This is a genomic window from Pseudomonas sivasensis, assembly GCF_013778505.1.
GTDB classification, from domain to species: Bacteria; Pseudomonadota; Gammaproteobacteria; order Pseudomonadales; family Pseudomonadaceae; genus Aquipseudomonas; species Aquipseudomonas sivasensis.
The window spans coordinates 52,269-77,156 of the sequence record NZ_JAAOWU010000008.1 but is presented as its reverse complement, the minus strand read 5'-3'; the positions used below and the strand labels follow the sequence as shown (position 1 = coordinate 77,156).

At 60.4% G+C, this 24,888-nt stretch carries 21 protein-coding genes and 1 pseudogene; 5 read left to right on the top strand and 17 right to left on the bottom strand.

The genetic code is table 11. The features are described 5' to 3' along the window. Positions 1–19 precede the first annotated feature (19 nt). The 7 genes from rhaT to G9Q84_RS15375 all read right to left on the bottom strand — a co-directional run bounded on the left by rhaT (position 20) and on the right by G9Q84_RS15375 (position 7,134). Complete coding sequence (rhaT, locus tag G9Q84_RS15405) at positions 20–1,078, bottom strand: L-rhamnose/proton symporter RhaT (RefSeq protein ID WP_032891118.1); 1,059 nt, start codon at positions 1,076–1,078, stop codon at positions 20–22. 39 nt (positions 1,079–1,117) lie between these two features. After that, positions 1,118–1,438 carry an L-rhamnose mutarotase gene (rhaM, locus tag G9Q84_RS15400; RefSeq protein WP_177326465.1) on the bottom strand — a complete coding sequence of 107 codons (321 nt, stop codon included), beginning with the start codon at positions 1,436–1,438 and terminating at the stop codon, positions 1,118–1,120. Further along, positions 1,438–2,313: an amidohydrolase family protein gene (locus tag G9Q84_RS15395; protein WP_122754017.1), complete on the bottom strand. Its 876-nt coding sequence runs from the start codon at positions 2,311–2,313 to the stop codon at positions 1,438–1,440. Before G9Q84_RS15395 ends, rhaM begins: the two co-directional genes overlap by 1 nt. Positions 2,314–2,382: 69 nt before the next feature. Next, on the bottom strand, positions 2,383–3,816 hold the full coding sequence (gene aldA / locus G9Q84_RS15390; RefSeq protein ID WP_032891120.1) for an aldehyde dehydrogenase: 1,434 nt from the start codon (positions 3,814–3,816) through the stop codon (positions 2,383–2,385). A 10-nt stretch (positions 3,817–3,826) separates the two neighbouring features. Continuing rightward, positions 3,827–4,627: an aldolase/citrate lyase family protein gene (locus G9Q84_RS15385; protein ID WP_181643643.1), complete on the bottom strand. Its 801-nt coding sequence runs from the start codon at positions 4,625–4,627 to the stop codon at positions 3,827–3,829. A gap of 10 nt (positions 4,628–4,637) precedes the next feature. Next, a complete protein-coding gene (rhmD, locus tag G9Q84_RS15380; RefSeq protein ID WP_095184994.1) occupies positions 4,638–5,822 on the bottom strand; it encodes an L-rhamnonate dehydratase in 1,185 nt (394 codons plus the stop codon). 16 nt (positions 5,823–5,838) lie between these two features. Then, positions 5,839–7,134 (bottom strand): MFS transporter, encoded by a 1,296-nt coding sequence (locus G9Q84_RS15375; protein ID WP_099602831.1) that lies wholly within the window; start codon positions 7,132–7,134, stop codon positions 5,839–5,841. Positions 7,135–7,249: 115 nt separating this feature from the next. On the opposite strand from G9Q84_RS15375, the gene G9Q84_RS15370 reads away from it, so the two are divergent. From G9Q84_RS15370 to G9Q84_RS15360, 3 genes are all read left to right on the top strand, one after another. After that, positions 7,250–8,191 (top strand): LysR family transcriptional regulator, encoded by a 942-nt coding sequence (locus tag G9Q84_RS15370; RefSeq protein ID WP_032891124.1) that lies wholly within the window; start codon positions 7,250–7,252, stop codon positions 8,189–8,191. Positions 8,192–8,282: 91 nt separating this feature from the next. Further along, positions 8,283–8,801, top strand: a complete 519-nt coding sequence (locus G9Q84_RS15365; RefSeq protein ID WP_122681659.1) for a sigma-70 family RNA polymerase sigma factor — start codon at positions 8,283–8,285, stop codon at positions 8,799–8,801. Continuing rightward, positions 8,798–9,712, top strand: a complete 915-nt coding sequence (locus tag G9Q84_RS15360; protein WP_181643642.1) for a FecR domain-containing protein — start codon at positions 8,798–8,800, stop codon at positions 9,710–9,712. Before G9Q84_RS15365 ends, G9Q84_RS15360 begins: the two co-directional genes overlap by 4 nt. Positions 9,713–9,791: 79 nt before the next feature. Here G9Q84_RS15360 and G9Q84_RS15355 read toward each other — a convergent pair whose 3' ends face one another. From G9Q84_RS15355 to G9Q84_RS15345, 3 genes are read right to left on the bottom strand one after another with little or no spacing between them, the layout of a single operon-like run. Next, positions 9,792–10,508, bottom strand: coding sequence for an ABC transporter ATP-binding protein (locus G9Q84_RS15355; protein ID WP_095184990.1), 717 nt, complete (start codon positions 10,506–10,508; stop codon positions 9,792–9,794). Continuing rightward, the gene (locus tag G9Q84_RS15350; RefSeq protein WP_122754012.1) at positions 10,505–11,332 is read right to left on the bottom strand and encodes an ABC transporter permease; all 828 of its coding nucleotides are present in this window, start codon (positions 11,330–11,332) and stop codon (positions 10,505–10,507) included. The genes G9Q84_RS15355 and G9Q84_RS15350 overlap by 4 nt, the downstream gene beginning before the upstream one ends. A 10-nt stretch (positions 11,333–11,342) precedes the next feature. Continuing rightward, positions 11,343–12,314 carry an aliphatic sulfonate ABC transporter substrate-binding protein gene (locus G9Q84_RS15345; protein ID WP_095184988.1) on the bottom strand — a complete coding sequence of 324 codons (972 nt, stop codon included), beginning with the start codon at positions 12,312–12,314 and terminating at the stop codon, positions 11,343–11,345. 319 nt (positions 12,315–12,633) lie between these two features. Here G9Q84_RS15345 and G9Q84_RS15340 point away from each other — a divergent pair, with 319 nt between their 5' ends. Further along, positions 12,634–12,849: a TOBE domain-containing protein gene (locus tag G9Q84_RS15340; protein ID WP_003173733.1), complete on the top strand. Its 216-nt coding sequence runs from the start codon at positions 12,634–12,636 to the stop codon at positions 12,847–12,849. Positions 12,850–12,893: 44 nt separating this feature from the next. Here the strand turns inward: G9Q84_RS15340 and G9Q84_RS15335 are convergent, their stop codons facing one another. The 4 genes and pseudogenes from G9Q84_RS15335 to G9Q84_RS29075 form a co-directional block, all read right to left on the bottom strand. Next, a complete protein-coding gene (locus G9Q84_RS15335; protein WP_181643641.1) occupies positions 12,894–14,039 on the bottom strand; it encodes a MalY/PatB family protein in 1,146 nt (381 codons plus the stop codon). A 182-nt stretch (positions 14,040–14,221) separates the two neighbouring features. Beyond that, positions 14,222–17,926, bottom strand: coding sequence for a hypothetical protein (locus G9Q84_RS15330; protein ID WP_181643640.1), 3,705 nt, complete (start codon positions 17,924–17,926; stop codon positions 14,222–14,224). A gap of 248 nt (positions 17,927–18,174) precedes the next feature. Next, the gene (locus G9Q84_RS15325; RefSeq protein ID WP_099602837.1) at positions 18,175–19,485 is read right to left on the bottom strand and encodes an MFS transporter; all 1,311 of its coding nucleotides are present in this window, start codon (positions 19,483–19,485) and stop codon (positions 18,175–18,177) included. Between the two features lie 22 nt (positions 19,486–19,507). Further along, positions 19,508–19,723: pseudogene (locus G9Q84_RS29075) on the bottom strand (cysteine hydrolase family protein); the annotation flags it as partial. A gap of 217 nt (positions 19,724–19,940) precedes the next feature. Between G9Q84_RS29075 and ggt the strand changes: the two are divergent. Beyond that, positions 19,941–21,665 carry a gamma-glutamyltransferase gene (gene ggt, locus G9Q84_RS15320; protein WP_032891134.1) on the top strand — a complete coding sequence of 575 codons (1,725 nt, stop codon included), beginning with the start codon at positions 19,941–19,943 and terminating at the stop codon, positions 21,663–21,665. A 111-nt stretch (positions 21,666–21,776) separates the two neighbouring features. Here ggt and G9Q84_RS15315 read toward each other — a convergent pair whose 3' ends face one another. From G9Q84_RS15315 to G9Q84_RS15305, 3 genes are all read right to left on the bottom strand, one after another. Next, complete coding sequence (locus G9Q84_RS15315; protein WP_032891135.1) at positions 21,777–22,298, bottom strand: AAA family ATPase; 522 nt, start codon at positions 22,296–22,298, stop codon at positions 21,777–21,779. Next, complete coding sequence (pnuC, locus tag G9Q84_RS15310) at positions 22,295–22,858, bottom strand: nicotinamide riboside transporter PnuC (RefSeq protein ID WP_032891136.1); 564 nt, start codon at positions 22,856–22,858, stop codon at positions 22,295–22,297. The genes G9Q84_RS15315 and pnuC overlap by 4 nt, the downstream gene beginning before the upstream one ends. A gap of 177 nt (positions 22,859–23,035) precedes the next feature. Further along, positions 23,036–24,670: a methyl-accepting chemotaxis protein gene (locus G9Q84_RS15305; RefSeq protein ID WP_181643639.1), complete on the bottom strand. Its 1,635-nt coding sequence runs from the start codon at positions 24,668–24,670 to the stop codon at positions 23,036–23,038. Positions 24,671–24,888: the final 218 nt, after the last annotated feature.

Sequence of the window (24,888 nt, the reverse complement as noted above, 5' to 3'; positions counted from 1 at the left end):
CCTTCAAAAATTAGCGGCATCAGCCGAGGTAATTGCCGTAACCGACCATGGCGATGGCGCCGAGGATCACCGCGATCCCGGCCACCAGTACGCCCTTGTTAGCGGCGCTGGTGCCGTGCCATTCACGGAAATACAGGCCCCAGCAGTTGGACACGATGATGATGAATGACATGTGCAGCACCCAGGAACTGGCGTCGTTCTGCAGGCGGCTTTCGCCCATGCCGTAGAAGAAAAACTGCAAGAACCACAGCGTGCCGGCGATGGCCACCAGCAGGTAGTTGCCCAGCAGCGGCGTGCTGCGATCGGTGTAGTTATGAAAGGTACGGTTGCGCCAGTTCAGCCACAGGCACCAGATGCCGTTGGTGGTCAGGCCGCCCCACATGATCACCATAAAGGTCACGTTGTTCTGGAACAGGCTGTTGGCGCCATGTTCCACCGCCGCGGCGGCCAGCGGGCGTCCGGCAGAAATGCCGTAGCTGAAACAGGCGCTGAGCACCCCGGAAATCACTGCCACCAGCATGCCCTTGCCCAGGGAAAATTCGCTGACACTGGCGAACTTCACCGCCTGGGACACTTCCCGTTCCTTGATCAATCCAGCCTTGCCGCACACTGCGATACCGACCAGTGACACCGCCACGCCCCATAACACCCAATGCCCGCCCTGGGAGGCCAGCATCGAGGTCAAGGTGCCTTCGGTTGCATCGGTGAACAGGTCGCGGTACAGCGCCGGCATCAACGCTCCGAGGGCCGAGGTGAGGCCCATGATCAGCGACATGCCCAAGGACAGGCCCAGGTAGCGCATGGTCAGGCCGAAGGTCAGCCCGCCGATGCCCCACAACACGCCGAACATATAGGTCCACAACAGCGTGCTGGTGTCGGCATTGCGCAGAATGTCCACCCAGCCCGGCACCGTCAGTTGCGCGGCGATCAGCGGCACGATCAACCAGGACACCAGGCCGCCGGTGATCCAATAACTTTCCCAGGCCCAGCCGCGGACCTTCTTGTAGGGGATGTAAAAACTGCCGGAGGCGAAGCCGCCGATGAAGTGCAGAATCACACCGAGGAGAATGATTTCCACGTAGTCGAATCCTTTTTATTGTTGTGTGGGTCAGTTAGATCAGGGGCGGGCCAGGTGGAACATGGGCAGCAGGTCGACACTGATCGGCGAGGCATCCGCGTGGCTGGGCATGATGTCCTGCATGTAAGTCCACCAGCGTTGCATCAGCGCGGTGCCGGGCAGCTCATCCAGGCCGTGGGCGTCTTCATGGGTGAGGACGGCGAACAGCGTGTTGGCGGGCTCGTCAAAAAAAATCCGGTAGTCCACCACGCCGGCGTCCAGCAGGGCTTGGGCCAGTTCCGGCCAGATTTCGTCGTGGCGTCGGCGATATTCATCGGCCTGGCCCGGGTTGAGGTTCATGCGAAAGGCACGGGTCTGCATCACGGCGCTCCATGGGTCGGGGTGTAGATACGCACTGCGTTGTGCAGAAAAAACTGGCCTTGCACCGCCTCGGATTTGTCCGCCATGCAGCTTTTTACGAGCCCCAGGGTGGTGGCGAAATCGGCCAGGTGATCGCTGTTGGGCCAGTCGCTGCCGAAGAAGCAGCGCTCGTCACCAAACGCCTCCCACAACACCGCCAGGCGGTCGTTGTAGAACGCCGTATCGACGATCAGACCTTGGGGGCCGAGCTGTGGGATTTCCGCGAGTTTGGCGAACACGTTCGGCCGCTGCGCCAGGCGCAACAGGTCGGCGTGATACGCCGCCTCTTCACCGGCCGGTACCTGAGCATTGGGCAAGTGGTCGACGATGATGCGCAGCTCGGGCAGCGTATCGCTGAGGTGCAACAAACCCTTGATCAAACGCGGGTTCGGGTTGGCGCTGTCCAGGCCCCGACCACAGGCGGCCAGTTGGCGCAGACCGTCGATAAAACCGGGGCGCGTCTGGTCTTGCAGCAGGTCGCGGTCCCACAGGTTGCCGTAGCGCAAGCCGAGGAACAGCGGCTCTTGCGCCAAGGCATCGAGGTCGGCGGCGAAGTCGGCGTGCAGTGGGTCCAGATTGCCAACGAACCCGAGCATACGCGGGTCGCTGCGTAGGGTTTCGAGCAACCAGCGGTTGTCGTCACGCCATGGGCTGGCTTCCACAGCAATGGCGCCGACCACATTGTGTGAGCTGGCCAAGGCCCAATAATCGCTCGGTAAATGGGCGGCATACAGTTGATTGCCCGGCTCGGGCCACGGAATGCCTTGGGGGCGACGCGGGTCGAACAGGTGCAAGTGGCTATCGATGATGGGGCCGCTGTAAGGCATCAGAGGCATTGCGCAATCCTTGTGGGATTTTCTCAGGAAGGGCCAGCACGCTAACGCGCACTGGCCCGCTTCACCACCTCAGCTCTGTAGGTACACCACATGGGTATGGGTGTATTCGTACAGGCCATGCTTACCATCGGCGCCGCCGATCCCGGATTTACGCACCCCGGCATGGAAGCCCTGCATGGCCTCGAAATTTTCGCGGTTGACGTAGGTTTCACCAAAGTCGATCTCGCGCACCGCGTGCATGGCCTTGCCAAGGTCGCGGGTGTAGATCGATGAGGTCAGGCCGTAGTCGCAGTCATTGGCCATGGCGATGGCTTCGTCGAGGTCGTCGACAATCTGGATCGGCAGCACCGGGCCAAAAATTTCTTCGCGCATGATCTCCATGTCGGCGCGGCACCCGGCCAATACCGTCGGCTGGAAGTGAAAGCCCGCGCCGAGGTCGGCAATCTGTCCGCCGCTGATCAGCGTGGCACCCTGGCTCAGTGCGGTGCGCACCTTACGGTTGACGTTTTCCAGGCCCTGGCGGTTGATCAGTGGGCCCATTTCCGCGTCGGCCATGGCCATCGGGTCGCCGTAGCGCGTGGCTGACATGGCCGCGCTGATGCGCTCGATGAACGGGTCGGCGACCTTGCGCTCCACGTATACCCGCTCCGCGCAGTTGCACACTTGCCCGGTATTGATGATGCGCGAGTCGCGAATGGCTTTAACTGCCAGCTCCAGGTCGGCGTCTGCCAGCACGATGGCCGGAGCCTTGCCGCCCAGTTCCAGGTTGAGCTTGGTGATGTTTGGCGCAGCGGCGGCCATGATGCGCGAACCGGTGGCGACGCTACCGGTGAAGCTGATCATGTCCACGCCTTTATGGGCGGTGAGTGCGCCGCCGACCTGGCCGTCGCCGCAGACCACGTTGAACACACCGGCGGGCAGGTCGGTCTCGGCCACCAGCTTGGCGAACTCAAAGCAGTTGTTCGGGGTTTCTTCGCTGGGCTTGATCACGATGGTGTTGCCGGTGAGCAACGCCGGGGCCAGTTTTCGGGCGATCAAGAAGAACGGGAAATTCCACGGCAGGATGCCCGCCACTACGCCCAAGGGTTTGCGGAACAGGAAGATGTTTTCGTTGGGCCGATCGCTGGTGATGATCTCGCCTTCAATGCGCCGCGCCCATTCGGCCATGTAGTCGAGGTAGTCGGCGGTGAAATTCACTTCGACTTCGGCCAGGCCAGTGACCTTGCCCTGTTCCAGGGTGATGGTGCGCGCCAGGTGCGCGACGTTTTCCCGCAGCTTGGCGGCGATGCGGCGCAAGTGCCCGGCGCGTTCGATGGCCGGCTTGCGCGCCCACGCTTTTTGCGCACCGCGCGCCGCAGCGAGGGCTTGGTCGACGTCAGCGGCGGTAGAGGCGGGCACCTTGGACAGCAAGGCGCCGCTGGCCGGATTGAGTACATCCAGATGGGCTTCGCTGGGGACGAAGCGGCCATTGATGAAGTTCTGGTACACGGGAACGGATGACATGGGCAGCTCCTCAGTAAGTACGTGATGGTGTGGGCGCGTCGGCAACCGGGCGATAGCGGGCGAGGGTGGCCAACGCGCTCTGGCGTAACAGGCTGATGTCGATGGCCACTGCGATAAAACGGCAACCCCAGGCTTGGTAACGGCGAGCGTCGTCTTCGTTGGGCGCCAGGATGCCGCTGACTTTGCCGGCGGCGAGGGTGGCGTTCACCGCGTATTTGATGCGTTCCTGAACTTCGGGATGGCCGGGGTTACCGGCGTGGCCGAGGCCGATGGAGAGGTCGGCGGGGCCGATAAACACCGCGTCCACGCCTTCCACGGCGGCAATGGCTGCGACGTTTTCCACGCCCAGGCGTGATTCCACTTGGACGATCAGGCACAGCTCCTCGTGGGCGGTTTGCAGGTAGTTCGCCACACCATCCCAGCGTGTGGCGCGGGTCAAACCGCCGCCGACGCCGCGAATGCCATGGGGTGGGTAACGCATGGCGCGCACCAGGGCTTGAGCCTGTTCGGCGGTTTCCACCATGGGGATCATCAGCGTCTGGGCGCCGACGTCGAGCAGTTGCTTGATCAGACTGGCATCGCCATTCACCGCGCGTACCACCGGCGCGGTAGCGTAGGGCGCCACCGTCTGCAGTTGGTTGAGCACGCTGGGCACGGTATTGGGCGCGTGTTCACCGTCGATCAGCATCCAGTCATAACCGAGGCCAGCGACGATCTCGGCGGCGTAGCCGGTGGCGAAACCGGCCCAGATGCCGTATTGGGTGGCGTCCTTGGCCAGGGCAGCCTTGAAGCCATTACGGGGCATATTCATGGCGTTTTCCTCAGCGATTGTACGGACGGTGCAGTTGGCAATCCGGGTTCAGGTCTACGCCGAAACCGGGCTTGTCGAGCACCGACAAGCGCATGCGGCCATTCACCGGCACCGGTTCGCCGAGCAGTTGCGGGTGGAACATCGGCACCACTTCATCGGCCTTCGGCGCCATCATCAGGAATTCGGCGAACGGGCTGTTATGGCGGGTGGCGACGAAGTGGTAGCTGTACACCGACGAGCCGTGGGGCACGACCATCGCATTATGGGCATCGGCCAAGGCCGAGATTTTCACCAGCTCGGTGAGGCCGCCGCACCAGCCGACATCCGGCTGGATAATGTCGCAGCAGCCCATTTCCAGCAGCATGCGGAAGCCCCAACGAGTGGCTTCGTGTTCGCCGGTCGTCACCAGCATGCCCTTGGGCACATTGTTGCGCAGGGCTGCGTAGCCCCAGTAATCGTCCGGGCTCAGGGCTTCTTCGATCCATTTGAGCCCGTGTTCATGGGCACCGATGGCGAGTTTGGTCGCGTAGTTGAGGTCCAGGCTCATCCAGCAATCGAGCATCAGCCAGAAGTCCGGGCCGACCCTTTCGCGCATGTCGGCCAATTGTTCGAGGTTTTTGCGCAGGCCTTCTTCGCCTTCGCTGGGGCCGTGGTGCAGGGGCATCTTGCCGCCGATAAAACCCATCTTCTGCGCCAAGTCCGGGCGGGCGCCGGTGGCGTAGAACTGCAATTCGTCGCGTACCGCACCGCCGAGCAACTGATGCACGGGCTCCTGGCGGATTTTGCCGAGCAAGTCCCACAACGCCAGATCGACGCCGGAAAGGGTGTTGATCACCAGGCCCTTGCGACCGTAGTAGAGGGTGGACTGGTACATCTGGTCCCAGATCTTTTCGATATCAGTGACGCGGGCGCCTTCGATAAAGCGCGCCAGGTGTTTCTCGACGATATACGCCGCCGGTTCGCCGCCAGTGGTCACGGCAAACCCGACAGTGCCGTCGCTGGCTTCGATCTCCACCACCAGCGTGCCGAGTACGTTGATGCCGAAACTGCGGCGGCTCTGGCGGTACTCGGGGTATTTGCTCATGGGCGTCGAGATGTGATCGTCGATCCAGTGGCCGTCGGCCTGGTCGTGGTAATCGGCGCCGCCGCCTCGCAATACAAAGGCGCGCACGTGTTTGATGGTGAGATGACCCATGGTGTGACTCCTGACGTTAAACAGTGGCCTGCGTGTTCGATGCAGTGCGGCCGGGTGAATGGATGCCCAGTACCAGCAATGCAGCCAGTACCGTGGTGGCGGACAGCAGGTACAAACCGGCTGCCGGAGAATGGAAGGCGCCTTCGGCCCAGTGCTTGATGACCGGCGCGATGAAGCCGCCGAGGGCACCGAATGAGTTGATCAGCGCAATGCCCGCAGCAGCGGCACTGCCGGCCAGGTAGCTGGAAGGAAAGGTCCAGAACACCGGCTGCACCGCGATAAAACCCGAGGCGGCAAAGCACAAGGCGAGCATGCCCAGCAGCGGGTTGGCGAAGGTCACCGAGCAAGCAATGCCGGCGGCGGCCATCAATAAGGTCAGGCAAGCGGTGCGGCGGCGTTCGCCGGTGCGGTCGGAATAACCGGGAATCCACCAGGCGGCAAACAGTGCGCAGATCCAGGGAATCGCCGAGACCAGCCCAACCATCAAGCCGACCTTGGTGCCGAGCAGGCCGCCCACTTGGGTTGGCAGGTAAAACACCACGCCGTACACGCTGGCCTGGATCAGCAAATACACCAGGCACAGGTACAGCACCGACGGCTGGCACAGCACGTTGAGCAGGCTGCGGCCGTGGGAGGTTTTGTGTTGGTCTTCCGTGTCCAGCAAGGTCTGGATTTGCTGGCGTTCATCCACACTCAGCCACTTGGCGTCGGCGGGGCGGTTGTCCAGGTACCAGTAGGCCCAGATCCCCACGGCGCTGGCCATCAAGCCTTCCACGGCGAACAGCCATTGCCAGCCGTGAATACCGCCGAAACCGTCCATCTCCAGCAGCAGGCCGGACAACGGACTGCCGACAATGAATGCCAGGGGGGCGCCGAAGTAAAAGAAGCCCATGGCCTTGCCGCGCACGGCCTGGGGGAACCAGTAGGTGAGATAGAGGATCACGCCGGGGAAGAATCCGGCTTCGGCCACGCCCAACAAAAAACGCAGCACGTAGAAGCTGGTTTCGTTATGGGCAAACACCATCGCCGCCGAAATCAGGCCCCAACTGACCATGATGCGGCACATCCACAGACGGGCGCCGACACGGTGCAGGATCAGGTTGCTCGGCACTTCCAGCAGCGCGTAGCCGACGAAGAACACACCGGCGCCGAAGGCAAACGCGGCATCGCTCAAGCCGGTATCGGCCTGGAAGGCCTGTTTGGCAAAGCCGACGTTGGCACGGTCAAGAAACGCCATGATGTACATCAGTAGCAGGAAGGGCAGCAGTCGCCAGGAAATCTTGGCGAGCAGGGGCGCGGGCAGGGTTTTCATGATGGAGTCCGTTGTTTTGTTCTTATGGAACGGACTGTACGGCGGCCGAGCAATACGCTACAAATCGAATCTCGCTTACAAGTGATACCCTCAGGGTATCGGTAATAAGGAATTTATGAGTAGTCCCGTCCTCTCCCGCAGCTTGTTCAACCGCCTGCGCTACAAGCATCTGCATATGCTGGTAGCGCTCAGTTCCAGTCAGAACCTGCACCGTGCATCCCAGGCCCTGAACATGTCGCAACCGGCGGCCACGCGCATGCTGCGCGAGATTGAAGATATGTTCGGCTGCGACCTGTTCGAGCGCTTGCCACGGGGGATGCGGCCAACGGCGCTGGGCCAGCAACTGATCAACTTTGCCGAGTCGGCGCTGAGTGGCCTCGACCGTTGCGCCGAAGACCTGATGGCGCGCCAGCAGGGCGGGTATGGCTACTTGTCCATCGGCACCATCATGGGCGCCGCGCCGGACTTGGTGATGGACTGCATTGCGCAGATCAAGGCGCTCAATCCGCAACTGCGTATCCGCATCATGGGCGACACCAGCGACCAGGTGATCCAACTGCTGGAGCAGGGGCGCATCGACCTGGCCATCTCCCGGCGCACCGCCGCCACCGACAGCGAGCACTACAGCTTCGAACCCCTGGGCAACGAGCGCCTGCTGGTGGTGGTGCATGCCGGCCACCCATTGGTCCGACGCGGCCGGCTATCCCTGGCAGAGCTGGTGCGCGACTGGCCGTGGATCCTGCAACCGCAAACAAGCCCGGCGCGCATCGGTTTCGACCAGGCCCTGCAAGACCTGGCGCTGCCAAGCCCGGCGGACATCATCGAATGCAGCTCGGTGTACTCCATGCAGCAGTTGATCCAACTGACGGACGCGGTGATGGTGCTGTCGGAAAGTGCCTTGCGTGATTATCTGAAAATGGGCCTGGTGGTCGCGCTGCCGGTGGCCCTGGACGTGCGGCTGGCGCCGTTTGGCATCTTGTTGCGCAAGGGCGAGGGGGTGAGCCGCGAACTGGGCTTGTTTATTGACCTGCTGCGGCAGAGGGCGGCGATGCTGTAAACGCGAGGTTGAAAAGATCATGGTGTCCCGGCACGATATTAAATAGAATGAATCTCATTTGAGACTCAATCGCGCCGTGCAGGTTGTTGCCATGAATGATGCTGTTGTCCCCACGCACGCCCCCGAACTGACGCTATCGAGCCTATACCGCGACCATCGCAGTTGGCTGGAAAGCTGGCTGCGGCGGCGCCTGGGCAATGCCTGGGATGCGGCCGACCTGAGCCAGGATACGTTTCTGCGCGTACTGGCCAGTGCGCAGCCGATTGCACAGATGCAGGAGCCGCGGGCGTACCTGGTGACGGTCGGTAAGCGCCTGCTGGTGAACTTCCATCAGCGCCGCAGCCTGGAACAGGCGTATCTGAACGCCCTGGCCAGCTTGCCCGAAGCTTGCGTGCCGTCCCCCGAACAGCGCTGGCTGATGCTGGAAACCCTGCAAGCCCTGGATGAGTTGCTCGATGGCTTGCCGGTGCTTGTACGCCGCGCCTTTCTATGGAGCCAGTTGGAGGGTCTGGGGTATCGCGAGATTGCCGAACGGCTTGAGGTGTCCGAACGCACGATCAAGCGCTACATGGCCCAGGCGTATGAACATTGCCTGCTGGTGGAGCTTTGAGCCGCGACGTCGCCCGCGCTGCTGCCCAGTGGCTGGCGCTGCTGGAGTCCGGCGCCGCCACCGAGCGTGATCATGCCGCGCTGCAGCACTGGCGCGACAGCCATCCCCAGCATGAACAGACTTGGCAGAAAGCCCAATCCCTGCGCCAACGCTTCAGCGCTTTGCCCCAGGCTCTGGCCATGGCCAGCCTCGACCGCCCGCAACTTGGACGGCGTGCGGTGCTCAAGCGTGCGTTGGGTGTGGCGGCACTGTTGCCGACGGCGTGGCTGATCAGCCGGCAATTACCCATCGACACTTGGCGTGCCGACCTGCGTACCGCTACTGGCGAGCGCAAGCGCCTGCCGCTGGCCGATGGTGCCAGCCTGCAACTCAACACCGCCACGGCGGTAGACGTAGATATGGCCCAGCGACGGGTCAGCTTGGTCGACGGTGAACTGGCGCTGACGGTGCCGGGCGCGGCGGCGATGACGGTGCAAACCCGCTACGGCCAATTGCTCGTCAGTCACGCTGACGTGTGCATACGGCAACTGGCGTCCGGTTGTCTGGTCTCGGTGCTCAAGGGCACGGTTCAGGTGCGCGACCTGAGCGGCCAGATGGCGACCTTGCAAGCAGGCCAGCAAGCGCCGTTCAAGGCCGGCGGCCTGGGTGCCCGGGCGTTGTTTGATGTGCTGCAACTGGGCTGGCGCGACGGTGTACTGACCGCGCAGAACCAGCCACTGGGGGACTTCCTTCGTGAGCTGGAGCGCTATCGCCCTGGCGTGTTGCGCTGGGAGCCGCGCCTGGAAACGCTACGGGTGACCGGCAGTTTCCGCCTGGATGACACCGACCGCATTCTCAACCTGCTGGCCTCGACCCTGGCGCTGGACGTGCAATACCGAACGCGTTATTGGGTGAGCCTGCGCAAGGCGTGATGCGCGTTGTGGCGAGCGGGCTCGCCACAACAACCTGTGGGCCATGAAAACCTCGCTCGTCTCGGGTTACGAGTAGTCCTCAGATCACATGGGCCCGCTGCAACTCGGTCAAGGCCAGCGCCTTGAGCTGCGCCAGCAGCGGGTCACGCCGATCCCTCGGGTGCGGCAAGTCGACCGCCAGTTCCTGGCGAATGCTGCTGGGCCGGTTGTCCATCACCAGCACCCGGTCACTCAGGTACAGCGCCTCGTCCACATCATGGGTCACCAGTAATAAAGCGATGGCGTGATGCGCCGCCAGTTGCAGCAGCAAGTCCTGCAGTTTCATGCGGGTGAAGGCATCCACCGCGCTGAACGGCTCATCCAGCAACAACACCTGGGGGCGTGAATACAGGCCGCGAGCGATCGCCACCCGCTGCGCCATCCCACCTGACAACGCTTTGGGTAGCGCCTGGGCGAAGCCCTTAAGGCCGACTTCCTCGATCAACTGTGAGACCCAGGCTTTGTCGTAGTGGTTGTCATCACTGAAGCCGATGTTCTGTTCTACCGTGAGCCATGGCATCAGCCGCGGTTCCTGGAACACAAAGGCCACTTGGCCGTCGGGGCTGCGCAGTTCGCCCTGGAAGTCCGTTTCCAAACCGGCGACGATCCGCAGCAAGGTACTTTTGCCGCAGCCACTGGGACCCAGCAGGCTTACCGCTTCGCGAGGCTGCAAGGCCAGGCGCACGTCTTTCAATACGGTGGTGCTGGCGAAGCTTTTACGCACCACATGGATGTCCAATAACGACGGCGCACTCATTGTTCCGCTCCTTGGCCAGTGAAGGTGTCGCGCCAGGCGAGGCAGCGTTTCTCCAGCGCCGCGAGCAGGCCGTCGCTGATCTTGCCCAGCAGCGCCAACACGATAATGGCGGCCAGCACAATGTCGGGTCGCGAGGTTTCCCGCCCATCGCTGAGCAGGTAACCCAAACCTTTAGTCGCCGCTATCAGCTCGGCCGCCACGAGGAACATCCACGCCAGGCTCAAACCACTGCGCAGTCCGGTGAACAGGCCGGGCAGGGCGGCGGGCAACAGGACGCGCCGCACCAGGCGGCGGCGACTGAAACCGTACATTTGCCCGACTTCCACCAGCTTACGGTCGATGTCGCGAATCGCCGCGACGCCATTGAGGTACACCGGGAAAAACGCGCCAATGGCAATCAGCACAACCTTGGAGGTTTCATCGATGCCCAGCCACAGCAGCAACAGGGGTACCCAGGCTAGGCTCGGGATCGAACGCAGGCCGGCAAAGGTCGGCTCCAGGTAGGCTTCGGCTTCACGGCTCAAACCGACCCAGGCGGCGAACACCAGGGCCAGGCTAGCGCCGATGGCAAAGCCCAGCAGCACCCGTGCGAGGCTGGCGCTGATGTGTTTCCACAACACGCCTTCGGCCAGGTCGGTGAGGGTCACGGCGATCTCGCTGGGCGCAGGCATCTGGTAGGAAGGCAGCCAGCCCACCCGTACGACCACTTCCAGGATCAAGAGGATCAGCACCGGCAAGACCAGACCTTTTAACCGCCGTGGCCAGGCGCTGCGCTGGCTGACCACGGGTACCGGCAGGGGCAATGCTTGGCTTTTGCTGCTCATCAAACGCCCCTTACTGCTGCGGCAGAGTTTGGCCAAACGAAGGGTCGATCAGTTGATCGATCACCTGGTCCACATTCACCCCACGGCGCACCAATTCCTCGGACACCAGAATCGGCGCCGCCGCCTTGGAAGACTGCACATCCTTGGCGCTCAACAACGGCGTGCTCAGGTCAGTGCGCGACAATTGCAGCTTGGCCACTTCCAATGGCAGCCCGGATTCGTCGGCCAGCAACTTGGCGAATTCATCCGGGTGCTTCACTGCCCAGTCACGCGCTTTTTCATAAGCGCCCAACACCTTGGTGATGGTCTGTGGGTGCGCCTTGGCGAACTTCTCGGTGACGCTCACCACGCCATAGCTGTTGAAGTCCTTGTTGCGGTAAAGCAGGCGCGAACCGGCCTGGATTTGACTGGCGGCCATGTGTGGATCGAGACCGGCCCAGGCGTCCACGTCACCCTTTTCCAGAGCGGTGCGGCCGTCCGGGTGTTGCAGGTGCACCAACTCCACGTCGTCTTTTTTCAGCCCGGCCTGTTGCAGACTGCGCAGGGTGAACAGGTAAGGGTCGGTGCCTTTGGTGGCGGCGATTTTCTTGCCCTTGAGGTCGTTGACGCTGTTGAGTGGCGAGTCCTTGCGCACCACCAGTGCGGTCCATTCCGCGCGGCTGTAAACATACACCGATTTGATCGGGCTGCCGTTGGCCCGGCTCAGTACGGCGGACAAGCTGGCGGACGACGCGAAATCCACGCCGCCGCTGTTGAGGTATTCCAGGGACCGGTTGCTGCCTTGGCTCAGTACCCAGCTGACCTTGCTGTGGGGCAGGGCCTGTTCCAGCCAGCCGAAGTGCTTGAGCACCAGGCTGACCGGCGAGTAGTAGGCGTAGTCGAGGTTGACTTCGGCGGGGTCGGTTTCGGCCGCGAATACCTGCGGTTGCAGGCATAAGGCGAGGGCGCAGGCGCCGAGTAGACGTTGGGTGAAGGGTTTCATGGAACAGCTCCGGACAAGGCGTTGAGAGAAGGTTTTTCTTATATTCAGAAAACTGATTGGGTGCGCTCAATCATGCTTTACAGGAATATGCAGTCTCTGTGCCATCGGGCAGGAGCCCGGATTTACCGGGTCAGGGGCATGTGCGGTTGTTGCAGGAGGTGGCAAATTGTTGAACCGATGTTTCCTGAGCAACAGTTTTCATATGTTTTTATGGAATAAATAAAGAGTTATATATTCCTTTTAATGTTCTCTCGGATAGCGCACTTTGAGGGCCTGCGCATTCGTGCGGATTGACCCAACAGCCAAAAGGAAACCCGACATGACCATTAAAGCGATCAACGTGCGCAACCAATTCAAGGGCGTGATCAAAGAGATTCTGCTGGGCGAAGTGGTGTCGGAAATCGACGTGCAAACCGCGTCCGGCATCGTGACGTCCGTCATCACCACCCGTTCGGTGCGTGACCTGGAATTGAAAGTGGGCAGCGAAGTGATTGCCTTCGTGAAGTCCACTGAAGTGTCTATCGCCAAGTTGTAAACGCCAGCCCCCGCCTTTGCAGCGGGGGCCATTTTTTGCGCGCTTCAGCGGTTGCGCAAACTGCGCTCCATGCGCTGCAGACCCTCTTCCAGCATCGCCCTCGGGCAACCGAAGTTCAGGCGCACGAACTGCTGGCTGTCATCCCCGAATTCGATACCCGCACTCAACCCGACCTTGGCCTGTTCCAGGAAAAACTGCTGCGGGTCATCCATGCCCAGGGCGCTGCAATCGAGCCAAGCAAGGAAGGTGCCTTGCGGCGCATGCATCACCACGCCCGGCAAGCGCGTTTGCACGGCGTCGAGCAGGTAATCGCGGTTGGCTTGCAGGTACTGCTTCAATGCATCCAGCCATTGGCCGCACTGGCTGTAGGCCGCGCGGGTGGCTTCCAGGCCTAGGGGGCTGACGCTGTCGACCATGCCGCAGCGGGCCTGGTTGAAGCGCTCGCGGATCTCGGCGTTCTGGATCACGGCAAAGCAGGTCTTCAAGCCGGCCACGTTGTAGGCCTTGCTCGCCGACATCAGCGTGATGGTGCGCTGGGCAATCTCGGGGCTGAGGCTTGCGGTGGGGATGTGGCGACGACCGTCGAAGCACAGTTCTGCGTGGATTTCGTCGCTGATGATCAACGCATCGTTTTCCAGACAGGCAGTGGCCAAGGCCAGCAGCTCTTCGCGGGGGAAAACCTTGCCGATGGGGTTGTGCGGGTTGCTCAACAGCAAGGCGCCGGCGCCGGTCAGTGCTTCGCGCATGGCGGGCATTGGGGTGATGTATTCACCGTCGGTCGATTGGAACGGCACTTCGATGCGCGGTAGGTTCCAGTTGCCTGGCGCCAGGCGAATCGGACGATAATTTGGGGTTTGCAGTACCACCGGCTGGTCCGGTTTTACAAAGGCATGCAGCGCCATATTGAAACCGGGTTCGACGCCGGGCAAAAACAGCAACTCTTCGGGCTGCACGCGCCAGGCGTACTTTGCCCACAGGTCGGCCACGATGGCTTCACGCACATCCGGGCCGGCCACGCTGTAGCCGAGAATCTGTTGGTCCAGGCGCTCGTGCAGGGCTTGCAGCAAGGCGGGCGGCGCTGCGATGTCCATGTCGGCGATCCACATTGGCAGCACGTCGGCCGGGTAGCGGTTCCACTTGGTGCTGCCGGTGCCGAGGCGAGGGTGGATCGTGTCGAAATCAAAGCTCATGGAGGGGCTCGTGTCAGGGGGGCGGGTGCAAGAATGGCGCTGATTCTAGCGCCATTAATTGAATAATTGTATGGAGGCCGGGCCCAAAGGCCGTGGTTCTCCCAATCAAGTCATATGCCCTGCGCGACGGCCATGGTGTTGAAAACCTTTTGCCTGGCCGTGCGCAAATAGACGGGTTTTTATCAGATAGGCTGGGTTAATCCCCTGACACGATCGATATTGAATTTGCTGGCAACCACGTCGGCATCAAAGGCACTGACTTTGTATTTTTTTCCGGTCAGGATCGTACCAAATGCATCGAGGTTTTTGCCGGTGATGCCGTTGCTAAGGGTCTTTTCCAGGCCCTTGGCCATTGATTCTTGTGTGGGGAATATCGCTTTGCCGTAGTTGGGGTCGTAAAAAAACCAGCTCTTTGGGGTGATGCCCGTGGGGTCGATCTTCACGCCCGCAAGCATTCCATGGTTAGTGCTGCTGATCATCAGCGTCTTTGAGGAAGTGGCTTCGCTCAATTCTTTAATGATCGACTTATAAGAAATCGGGTTACCCACGGCACTGCTATGAAATCCCAGCTCGTTGCCGACGGTGGACTGCAGGCTTGAAAGGTTTCTGATGAATTTGGCTGAGTTTTCAGCTTCCGGGTTTGCCATGGCAAATACCAGGTTGTCGAGCAGCGTGTCTTCATTGCCTTCGAGCAGCGCCAGGCCCATGGCGGTGGAAAGGGCCGCACATTCACCGGCAATGTCAGGGCTGGTCTGGCTCAGGTAATACGTTTGCGGCATGCCTCGGGTGGTTCCACCGGCGGCGGTGACTTCACGCTGGAATATCTGTGCGCTGCGTTGAGTATGGGCCAACAAAAGTCTTTCTCGCTGGCGCACAAGACTGCCGATTTGCTCTGTTGAAAAGTTGGACGTTGCAATAAGGTCCTCGATTTCCTGTACCCCCATGGACGGCTTGTAGCCAGGAACCGTATCGGGGCTCAGGTGTTTGAAACCTTCCGGGAAGCTGGTTGCTTCCGAGTATTTAGCGTTGATGACGTTGGCTTCATATTGTGCCAGCGTATCCGGATCGCGTTGTGGCGAAGCGGGTCGCTCAAAAAAGCCAATGCCACCCTCCGGTGCAAAGCCTTCGATGGGGGTGCCGTAAGCCTTGCCGGAGGCTGCGTCCACGGGGTACCACTTTTCGTCGATGATTTTGGCCAGGGTTCGTGCACCACCACCGGCGGCTTCCACCCCCTCGGCTCTTCCGATCCTGACCGCCGTGCTGACACCCAAGCTCTGGACCAGGCCATTGCTTGTCGGTCGCAAGCCGCCAAACGACGGAATGGTGGAATAAAAGGGTTTCGCTGTCTTGCCTGCGCTGCCCAGCAACCCGACCAGATCATCTGTAGAGTGGCTGGCTTTTCTCAGCATGTTAAACAGGGTTTTGCTGGACTTGATGCTGTGGGCGAATGCACGAAGTGGTTGCGAAACAGGTATGGCGGTCGATACGCCGTCGATAATAAAACCGGTGAAGGCTTCTGCTATTTCACCATTGATCGCGTGCTTCAACGTATTTGCAAACGGTACCAAGCTCAGCACCGCTGCCGCTCCGGTCTTCTGATAGCGCTCTGTTAATTCGACGGCACTTTCGCCACTAGCCTGTTGACGCAGGGTTTCCTCATCGTAGGCCAGATGTTTGGACGCGGCTGTCCTGGCCAGATCAAAACTTTTTCCGCCGAGGAAGGAGAGGTCGGGCGTCTTGTCGCTGGCGCTACGTTGCCACTTATCCGGCGTTGGTATGTGCTCGATCACCACCTCAGAAAATTCATTCTCGCGAGGGGGAGTCCCACTGTTGTAAGCCTCCCAATCAAACGGTTGCCGGATATTGTTCTCCACGTTACCCACGGCCCTGGTGTTGATACCTTCAGGCCACTCTGCTGGAAGATCGGTACGGATCTGGATTTTCCCTTGCTGTGGGAAGACTTCATAGTAGGTGACTTTTGACTGGTGTTCGGAGCGAATGATGAACCCTTGTCGACCTTTGCTGGCTTCTTTTTCGGCCTTGGGGATGAGGTGGGCATAGTGCGAGGTAACGGCTTTTCTCAACGCATAAAATTTCTGCTCGCCCCATTGCAGGCTGCTTCGATGTTCCTCTGGAAGCTGCGAGAGCAGGTTTCGGACCACCGCGGTGTGGCCCTGCAGCAGGTCTGTGTAGTAGTTGTTGAATGTCTGGGTGAACAGCCACTCAATGCTATGAAGCCGATGGAGTTCCTTCTCGATGGGGGCCATGGAAAAGTCGGAACTGATTGATCGCCACATACCTGCCTGGAGTTTTCCCGACATATGCACGTCCAGCAGGCTGTAGAAATGGTTCTTGTCGGACTCCAGATTGTCCGGCGTGGCTTGCAGCACTTTGCGGGTAAAATCGATTTGATTGCCAAAGACCCGTTTAAGGTCATCCAGGGCAATCTGTTCGCGGTTTGGGAGGGGGGTGGCCAATTGTTGGCCCGCTCGGACCAGAGATGAGGGCTGATGTTGAAAATCCTGGTGTGCCTGCTGTATCTCGGACTCTGAATAGTTGTTATCGGCACGCTTGTCGAGTCGACCGTTGGTAATCGCCCAGTCCACTAAGGCGTCTCTTAGAGCAATGGTGGCGAAGGTCTTGTCCTGCTCCGTGATCGGTGTCGTCGCGTCATAGTTCATCACTTGTTGATAATTCATAGTGGCGCTTGTGCCAGGCGCGGAGTGCTCGATGCGTGAGACAGCGGCGCTGAATGTGGCCCACTGATGGGTTCCATACAGCAACGAGTCAGGCAGGTCTTTGACTAGAAACTGTGGGGCGATACGGGACAGCATCAAGTAGCTGACTGTGCGGACGTTATCGGCCTTCAGATGTTGGTGGGTGCGCAGCAGGTAGAGGTCCAGTGCTTCGACGATGGCTTCTGGTGACTTGCGTAAATGATCAGGCGCATCAAGGGCAAAATCATTGCCGATCAAGTTGCGTGTGGTGGGGAGCTGAGGCATCACGGATAACACCAGTGCGCTAAGGACCAGTTCAGCGGCACTTGTCACTGTGGGCAAGACGCCGAGTTCGGCCTCCAGCTTTTTGCCTAGCTCAATGGCTTTGGGCTCCAACAGCAGTCGATACAACGCGTAGCGTGGCTCAGCGGTGATTTTCTTTGAGCACGACCGACTAGTGCCCATTACCCAGGCGGGATAAGTCTGGGCGTATAGGGGGGACTCGGTGCATGTTTCGGTTTGGGTGTAGGGCCCGAAGGTTTTCGTGGTTTGGGTGGTACTCCCAATCCTGGTTTGAACACCGGTCATTTTGGATAACGAGTCAAGCGTGTGTGCATCTGTCGTCGCAAGCCCCACCAGGTTCTCGATGAGTCCGCCCTTGGTTTTGTCCAGCCAGCCCTCGACAATCTCATTGATTCGTTGACGCTGCTCCAGTGTCAGGGGCACCTCGCGCGACAACATTCCCCAATAGTCCCGGTGAGCGGGTTGTGGAGGGGGCGCGTAGGTGATTGCGTCGTAAAGATTCTGCAGCGCTTCTTTGTTTGTTGGGGCTATCCAGCCTTGGTGTTTGATAAACCAGTTCAAGCTGACGTGCGCCGGGTTGATGAGTTTAAGTTCGCGACCCATCGAAGAGTCTGGCGAGACTGCAAAGCGGGTCAGATCAAGATCCGGCATATCAGTGGAGGCGCTGTTCAGGGTTTTGCCCAAGGCATCCAGCAATGATTTTCGGTCGTCCAGGTTGGCGTGTTCCTCCGATTTTTCCTGCCTTAGGGGGCTCTGATTTTCAGGGCGTGCTTGCTGCAAACGCTGAATAGGCTGCACAGCTTGCGAATGCAGCAAAGGTGCTTGGGCGCGGGAGGTGTGATCGACGACGGCGGAAGTAGATGGCATGAAAACTGATCTCTCGGATAAGAAGTAGGGAGGCTTCTGACAGGCGAAGTCTTCCCTGTGTGGTCCGAGAGTTCGGGTTGTTCCTACGGTTTAAAATGCATTTTATTTCACTGGTTTTAACGATACTGGCCGCGTGATCCATGTCAGGGCAGCCAGCACGAAATCACTGTCGATCTATTTCAACACCGCTTTAGCGTTTTGCGTGCCCAGCGTGGCGCCTTTCTGCTAGCCATTACGCGACCGTGTTATCAACGATTCACCCGTTTCGCCGGCAAGGCGATGACCAGGAAACTGCTGAGAATCAGGCAGCCGGCAAAGAACCACAAGGCGCCCGCGCTGCTGCCGGTCACGTCGATCGCCACCCCCATCAACGAGTTACTCACCAGGCCTGCGATATTCGCCAACGAGCACGCCAGGGCAAAGCCGGTGGCTGCCGCAGTGCCTTTGAGAAAGGTCGCCGGCAGGCTGAAGAACACCGGCACTGCGCCGATGATTGCGGCCGAGGCAACCGCGAACAGGGCGACGGTGGCCGCGACGTTATGGGTGAAGAACGTGCTGGCGGCCATCGCCGCTGCGCCGATGAAAAACGGCACGATGATGTGCCAACGGCGTTCGCGGTGTTTGTCGGAGCTGGCGCCGATCAAGAGCATGCCCAGCAGCGCGGCCACGCTCGGCAGTGCGGTGAGCACGCCGATATGGAAGGTGTCGGTGACCCCGGCGTTGCGAATAAAGGTCGGCATCCAGAAACCCATGGCATAGGCGCTGAGCAGGATCGAGAAGTCGATACCGCCGAGCATCCACACTTTGAGGTTGAAGAAGCCGTCACGGAAGCTGTGCTTGCTGCCGGCGCCATCGGCGTCGTCCTTGCGCAGTTCGCTTTCCAGCAGGGCTTTTTCTTCATCCGACAGCCATTTGGCTTGTTGGTAGGTGTTGGGCAGTGCCCAGAAGGTCAGCACGCCGAGCAACACGCTGGGCACCGCTTCGATCAGGAACAGCCACTGCCAGCCGCGCAGGCCACCCACGTGGTCGAAGTGGCCCATGATCCAGCCGGACAGCGGGCCGCCGATCACGCTGGACAGCGGCAGGCCGATCATGAACAGCGCAATGATGCGCCCGCGTCGATGGGTGGGAAACCAGGTGGTCAGGTAGTACAGCACGCCCGGCAGGAACCCGGCTTCGGCGGCGCCGAGCAAAAAACGCAGGATGTAGAACTGGGTCGTGGACGTAACCAGCATGGTGCAGGCCGAGAGTAGACCCCAGGTGATCATGATGCGTGCGATCCAGATCTTCGCGCCGACCCGCTCCAGCACCAAATTGCTCGGCACTTCAAAGATGATGTAGCCGACAAAGAACAGGCCAGCGCCGAGGCCGAACGCGGTTTCGCTGAAGTGCAGTTGGTCGAGCATCTGCAGCTTGGCGAAGCCGATGTTGATTCGGTCCAGGTACGCGGCCAGATAACAGAAGCACAGGAAGGGAATCAGCTTCCAAGTGATCTTGTGGTAAAGCGTGTTGACCGGGTCGGCGACTGTGTTCGCGGGCACTGGATTCGCACTGGGCATTGGGTGTCTCCTGGCGGTGACTTATGGTTTTTATACAGTCGGCAGTTGTTGTAGGCGCGAGCTGCGCGCTGGCGTACTGCTTGGTAATCACCGCTTCATGCGCCAGAGGCAACACCTCGGCGCAGAACGCTGCCAATGGGTTGCCTTCGACCATGTCTTTCATCACCGAGGCCTTCTTGACCTAGATCCCGCCATCGACGAAGTGGCCGGGATGGTAGCGGATATTGGTGTGCACCACCGCAACTCTGCGAGCCAACCCCGGCGCTCACTGATTAAACGCGGTTAAAAAAGTGTGGGAGGGGAGCTTGTCCCACGATTGCAGTGGGTCAGCTAAAGATTGGTTTTTTTCGGTCCGTTCTATGACCGACAAGTTCTGTAATAAAAACGCCATTGCGCTGGGGATTAAATTGCCGACGAGCTATTTTGGTGCATCTCAACAACCCGAGTAGCCATGGATGAAATACCAACCCTTCAGCCGTACCTTGATTGCCACTGCCCTGGTGTTGACGGTCAGTGGTGTACAAGCTGCTTCCCAAGCTCCGGTGGCCGGTGAAAATGGCATGGTGGTGACGGCTCAGCATTTGGCAACTCATGTGGGCGTGGATGTGCTCAAGGCCGGGGGCAACGCGGTGGATGCGGCCGTGGCCGTAGGCTATGCGCTGGCGGTGGTGTACCCGGCGGCGGGCAACCTGGGCGGCGGCGGTTTCATGACTGTGCAACTGGCGGACGGGCGCAAGACCTTCCTCGACTTCCGCGAAAAAGCCCCGCTGGCGGCTACTGCCAATATGTACCTGGACAAGGACGGCAACGTCATCGAAGGCCTCAGCGCCAAGGGTCACCTGGCTGTCGGCGTGCCGGGGACCGTGTCGGGCATGGAACTGGCCTTGAGCAAGTACGGCACCCTCAAGCGCGCCCAGGTGATTGCCCCGGCGATCAAGCTGGCAGAAAACGGTTTCGCCCTGGAACAAGGCGACATCGACCTGCTGCACACCGCAACCGGCGAGTTCGAAAAAGACAAGGACCTGCGCGCCATCTTCCTGCACAACGGCCAGCCGATGCAGGTCGGACAGAAACTGGTGCAGAAAGACCTGGCCAAGACCCTGAAGGAAATCTCCGCCAAAGGTTCGGACGGTTTCTATAAAGGTTGGGTCGCCAAGGCCCTGGTAGATTCCAGCCAGGCAGGCAAAGGCATCATCACCCAGGCCGACCTCGACAAGTACAAGACCCGCGAACTGGCGCCCATCGAGTGCGACTACCGGGGTTACCACGTCGTTTCCGCGCCGCCGCCGAGCTCGGGCGGTGTAGTGATCTGCCAGATCATGAACATCCTCGAAGGCTACCCGATGGCCGACCTGGGCTATCACTCGGCCCAAGGCCTGCACTACCAGATCGAAGCCATGCGCCACGCCTATGTGGACCGCAACAGCTACCTCGGCGACCCGGATTTCGTGAAGAACCCGATCGAGCATCTGCTGGATAAAAACTACGCCGCCAAGCTGCGTGATGCTATCGAGCCGCAAAAGGCCGGTGATTCCCAGGCGATCAAACCGGGGGTCTCGCCCCATGAAGGCAACAACACCACCCACTACTCCATCGTCGACAAATGGGGCAATGCGGTGTCCGTCACTTACACCCTCAACGACTGGTTCGGCGCGGGCGTGATGGCGAGCAAGACCGGGGTGATTCTCAACGATGAAATGGACGACTTCACCGTCAAGGTCGGCGTGCCGAACATGTACGGGCTGGTGCAGGGTGAAGCCAACGCCATCGCCCCGGGCAAGGCGCCGTTGTCGTCGATGAGCCCAACCATCGTGACCAAGGATGGCAAGGCCGTCATGGTGGTGGGCACGCCGGGTGGCAGCCGCATCATCACCGCGACCCTGCTGACCATTTTGAACGTGATCGACTACAAGATGAACATCCAGGAAGCCGTGGATGCGCCGCGTTTCCACCAGCAGTGGATGCCGGAAACCACCAACCTTGAGACCTTCGCGGTCAGCCCGGATACCCAGAAGCTTCTGGAAAGCTGGGGCCATAAGTTTGCAGGGCCGCAGGATGCCAACCACTTGGCGGCGATCCTGGTAGGCGCGCCTTCCCTGGGTGGCAAGCCGGTGGGTAACAATCGCTTCTACGGGGCTAACGACCCGCGTCGTAATACTGGGCTTTCCCTGGGCTACTAAACGCCTCGGTTCCCAATAAAAAACACCGCGGTCTGCCAGGCAGATCGCGGTGTTTGTTTTTGGGCGGCTTCGCCACCCGGTTCGCGCGATGCGACGATTCGACAAGCTCGCTCACTGCAACAGCTGTTTTACCGCAGCAAACGCGGCTTTGCATCGTTCCTCCCAATTCCCGCGAATCACCACCACCGGCTGTTGATGCTGATGCATCCAGTCCAGGCTTTGCTGGAAAAACGCGCGACGATCCTCCAGTTCCGGCTGGCAGCGTTGGCCATCGGCCGTCCACTCCACATCTTCGGGGGAGAGCAACAGGTGCAGGTCGTAATGACGTGCCAACAACTCATCGTCGAGCCACGCCGGGTAGTCGCCGAACAGGGTCTGGCTCCACAGCTTGTTGGTGAGCAGATGGGTGTCGAGAACCAGTAGGCGAGGTTGTTCGGCGCGGGCCGCGTCTTCCCAGGCCAGTTGGCCGTGGGCGATGGCCGGGATATCCGCCAGGCAGGTATCGCGCTGATGGTGATCAATGAAATAGCGCACATACTCGCCGACCATCAACCCACCAAAGTGCGCGTGCAACTGCGCTGCGAGCCAGCTTTTGCCGCTGGATTCAGGCCCCGCCAAAACCACTACTTTCATGTGCGCAACGCCGGATCGGCGCGCCATTCACGCCAGCCCTGCACGGCGATCACGGTGAACAAGGCATAGAGCCCGGCGGTGAGGTACAGGCCTTTATAGAGGAACAGCCCGACGAAGATCACATCCACGGCAATCCACAACGGCCAGCATTGCACGCGTTTCTGCGCCATCCACATTTGCGCCACCAGGCTGAAGCCGGTGAGGGCCGCGTCGAGCCAGGGTTGCGCAGCATCGGTCCAGTGGGCCATGGCGGCACCGAGCAGCAGGCTGCCCACCGCGCCGATCGCGAGGCTGGTCATGATTGCCGGCACCCCCAGGCTCGTGACCTGGCGGCCTTGCTTGACCTCGCCCGCGCGGGTCCACTGCCACCAGCCATAGACTTGCAGCGCGGCGTAGACCACCTGCAGCAGCATGTCGGAATAGAGTTTCACGTCGTAGAACACCCAGGTGTACAGCAACACCATCACCAGCCCGATGGGCCAGCACCATGGGTTTTGCTTGACCGTCAGCCAGACAGCGATCACCCCCAGGGCAGCGGCGAACAGTTCAAGCCCGGACATGGCGGTTCCTTGGGGGAGTGGGAGAGGGCGGGGATTGTAACCACAGGCCAGCAATCTTCAAAACACAGTAGGGCAAATGTAGGAGGGGGCTTGCCCCCGATAGCGAGAGGTCAGTTGCACCTGTGCAGACTGATATATCGCCATCGGGGGCAAGCCCCCCCTACATTTGGAGCAGTGTTAGACCTTGAACTGGCGCAAGAGGCCGTCGAGCTGCTCGCTCAACCCGCGCAAATGCGCGCTGGCCACACTGGACTGTTCCGCTGCCAGTGCCGTGCTGTGGGACAAGCCCGCCGCCTGGGTGACGTTCTGGTTGATGTCTTCCACCACATGGGCCTGTTGCAGGGTGGCACTGGCGATGGACGCGTTCAGGCCGTTGAGGTTGTGCAAGGCCTGCCCAATCGCAGTGAGGCTGGCACCGGCCTGACCTGCCTGCTCAATGGTCAGTTGGGAGGCGCTGTGGCTGTCGCTGATCACCTTGACCGCCGCTTCCGAGTGTCCTTGCAGGCGCTCGATCATCACCTGGATTTCGGCGGTGGACTTTTGCGTGCGTTGGGCGAGCAGGCGCACTTCGTCGGCCACCACCGCAAACCCTCGGCCTTGCTCCCCCGCGCGAGCCGCTTCGATGGCAGCGTTCAGGGCCAGCAGGTTGGTTTGGTCGGCGATGGAGCGGATCACTTCCAGCACGCCACCGATCTGGGTGCTTTCGCTGGACAGCGTGCGGATCACTTCCACCGCCTGGCTGATGGTGTTGGAGAGTTGGTCGATCTGTTGCAGGCTGCTGTCGATATTGACCTGGCCTTGGTGCGCCTGGGCCTGGGCATCGCGCATTTCGCTGGCGGCATGTTCCGCGTTCTTGGCCACGTCCTGCACGCCGTAGGTGACTTCGTTGATGGCAGTGGCGACCAGCTCCATCTGCTGCGACTGCTGCTGGCTGCGGTCATGGGCCGAGCTGGCGTTGTTGCCCAAGTCGGTAGAGGACTGGCCCAGGGCGTTCGCGCACACCTGCAACTGGCTTACCACCTGACGCAGCTTGGTGGTGAAACTGTTGAAGTGCTGGGACAGTTGGGTTATTTCGTCACGGCCGTGGGTGTCGAGGCTGCGGGTCAGGTCGCTTTCACCGCTGGCGATATTGCCCATGGCATTCACCGCCGCCTGCAACGGGCGCACGATGCTGCGCGCAATCAGCGACACCAGCAGACCCATCACCAGCGCAATGCCCAGGCCGATCATGGAGGCTTTCCACACTTGGCCGCTGAACTCGGCCTGCACGTCGTCCACATAGACGCCGGAGCCGATAATCCAGCCCCAGGGTTCGAACAGCTGGATATAGGAAGTCTTGGCCACGGGGGCCTGTGCGCCGGGCTTAGGCCAGCGATAGTTGACGATCCCGGCGCCCTTGGCTTTTGCCAGGCTGACGAACTCGTTGAACACGGCAAACCCATCGGGATCGCGGATAGCCGAAAGGTTCTGGCCATCGAGCTTGGGGTTGGCCGGGTGCATGATCATCACGGGCGTGAGGTCGTTGATCCAGAAATAGTCGTCATGGTCGTAACGCAACCCCCGCACCGCGCTCAGGGCTTGTTTCTGGGCGGCGTCACGGGTCATCACACCGGTGGTTTCCAGGCCGTGATAGAACGTCAGGATCCCACTGGCGGTCTGGACCACGTGTTGGGTCTGTTGACGTTTGGCTTGGTAAAGGTCGTCATGGATCTGCTTGAGCATCAGCAAACCCAGGGCCAGCAGCATCAGCAGGGCGACTATCAGGATCAGCCATAGGCGTCGGCTGATCGACATATTGCGCAAACTGTTCATCGTCCTGTCACTCCGGGCTTTTTATAATTGTGGGCGTCGCATCGACTTTTACGCCTTGTCTGATAGGCTTTCGGCCCGTAATCGAAAAACCTGAGTACTGCCTGATTTTCACAGAATTTTTGCAGACTGGTGTTGATCATCATCAACACTGGGCCTTCAGCGCGCTCGTCGTCAGTGAACCATTAAAAAAGACTAACAAGGCGTGCCATAGCGCATGA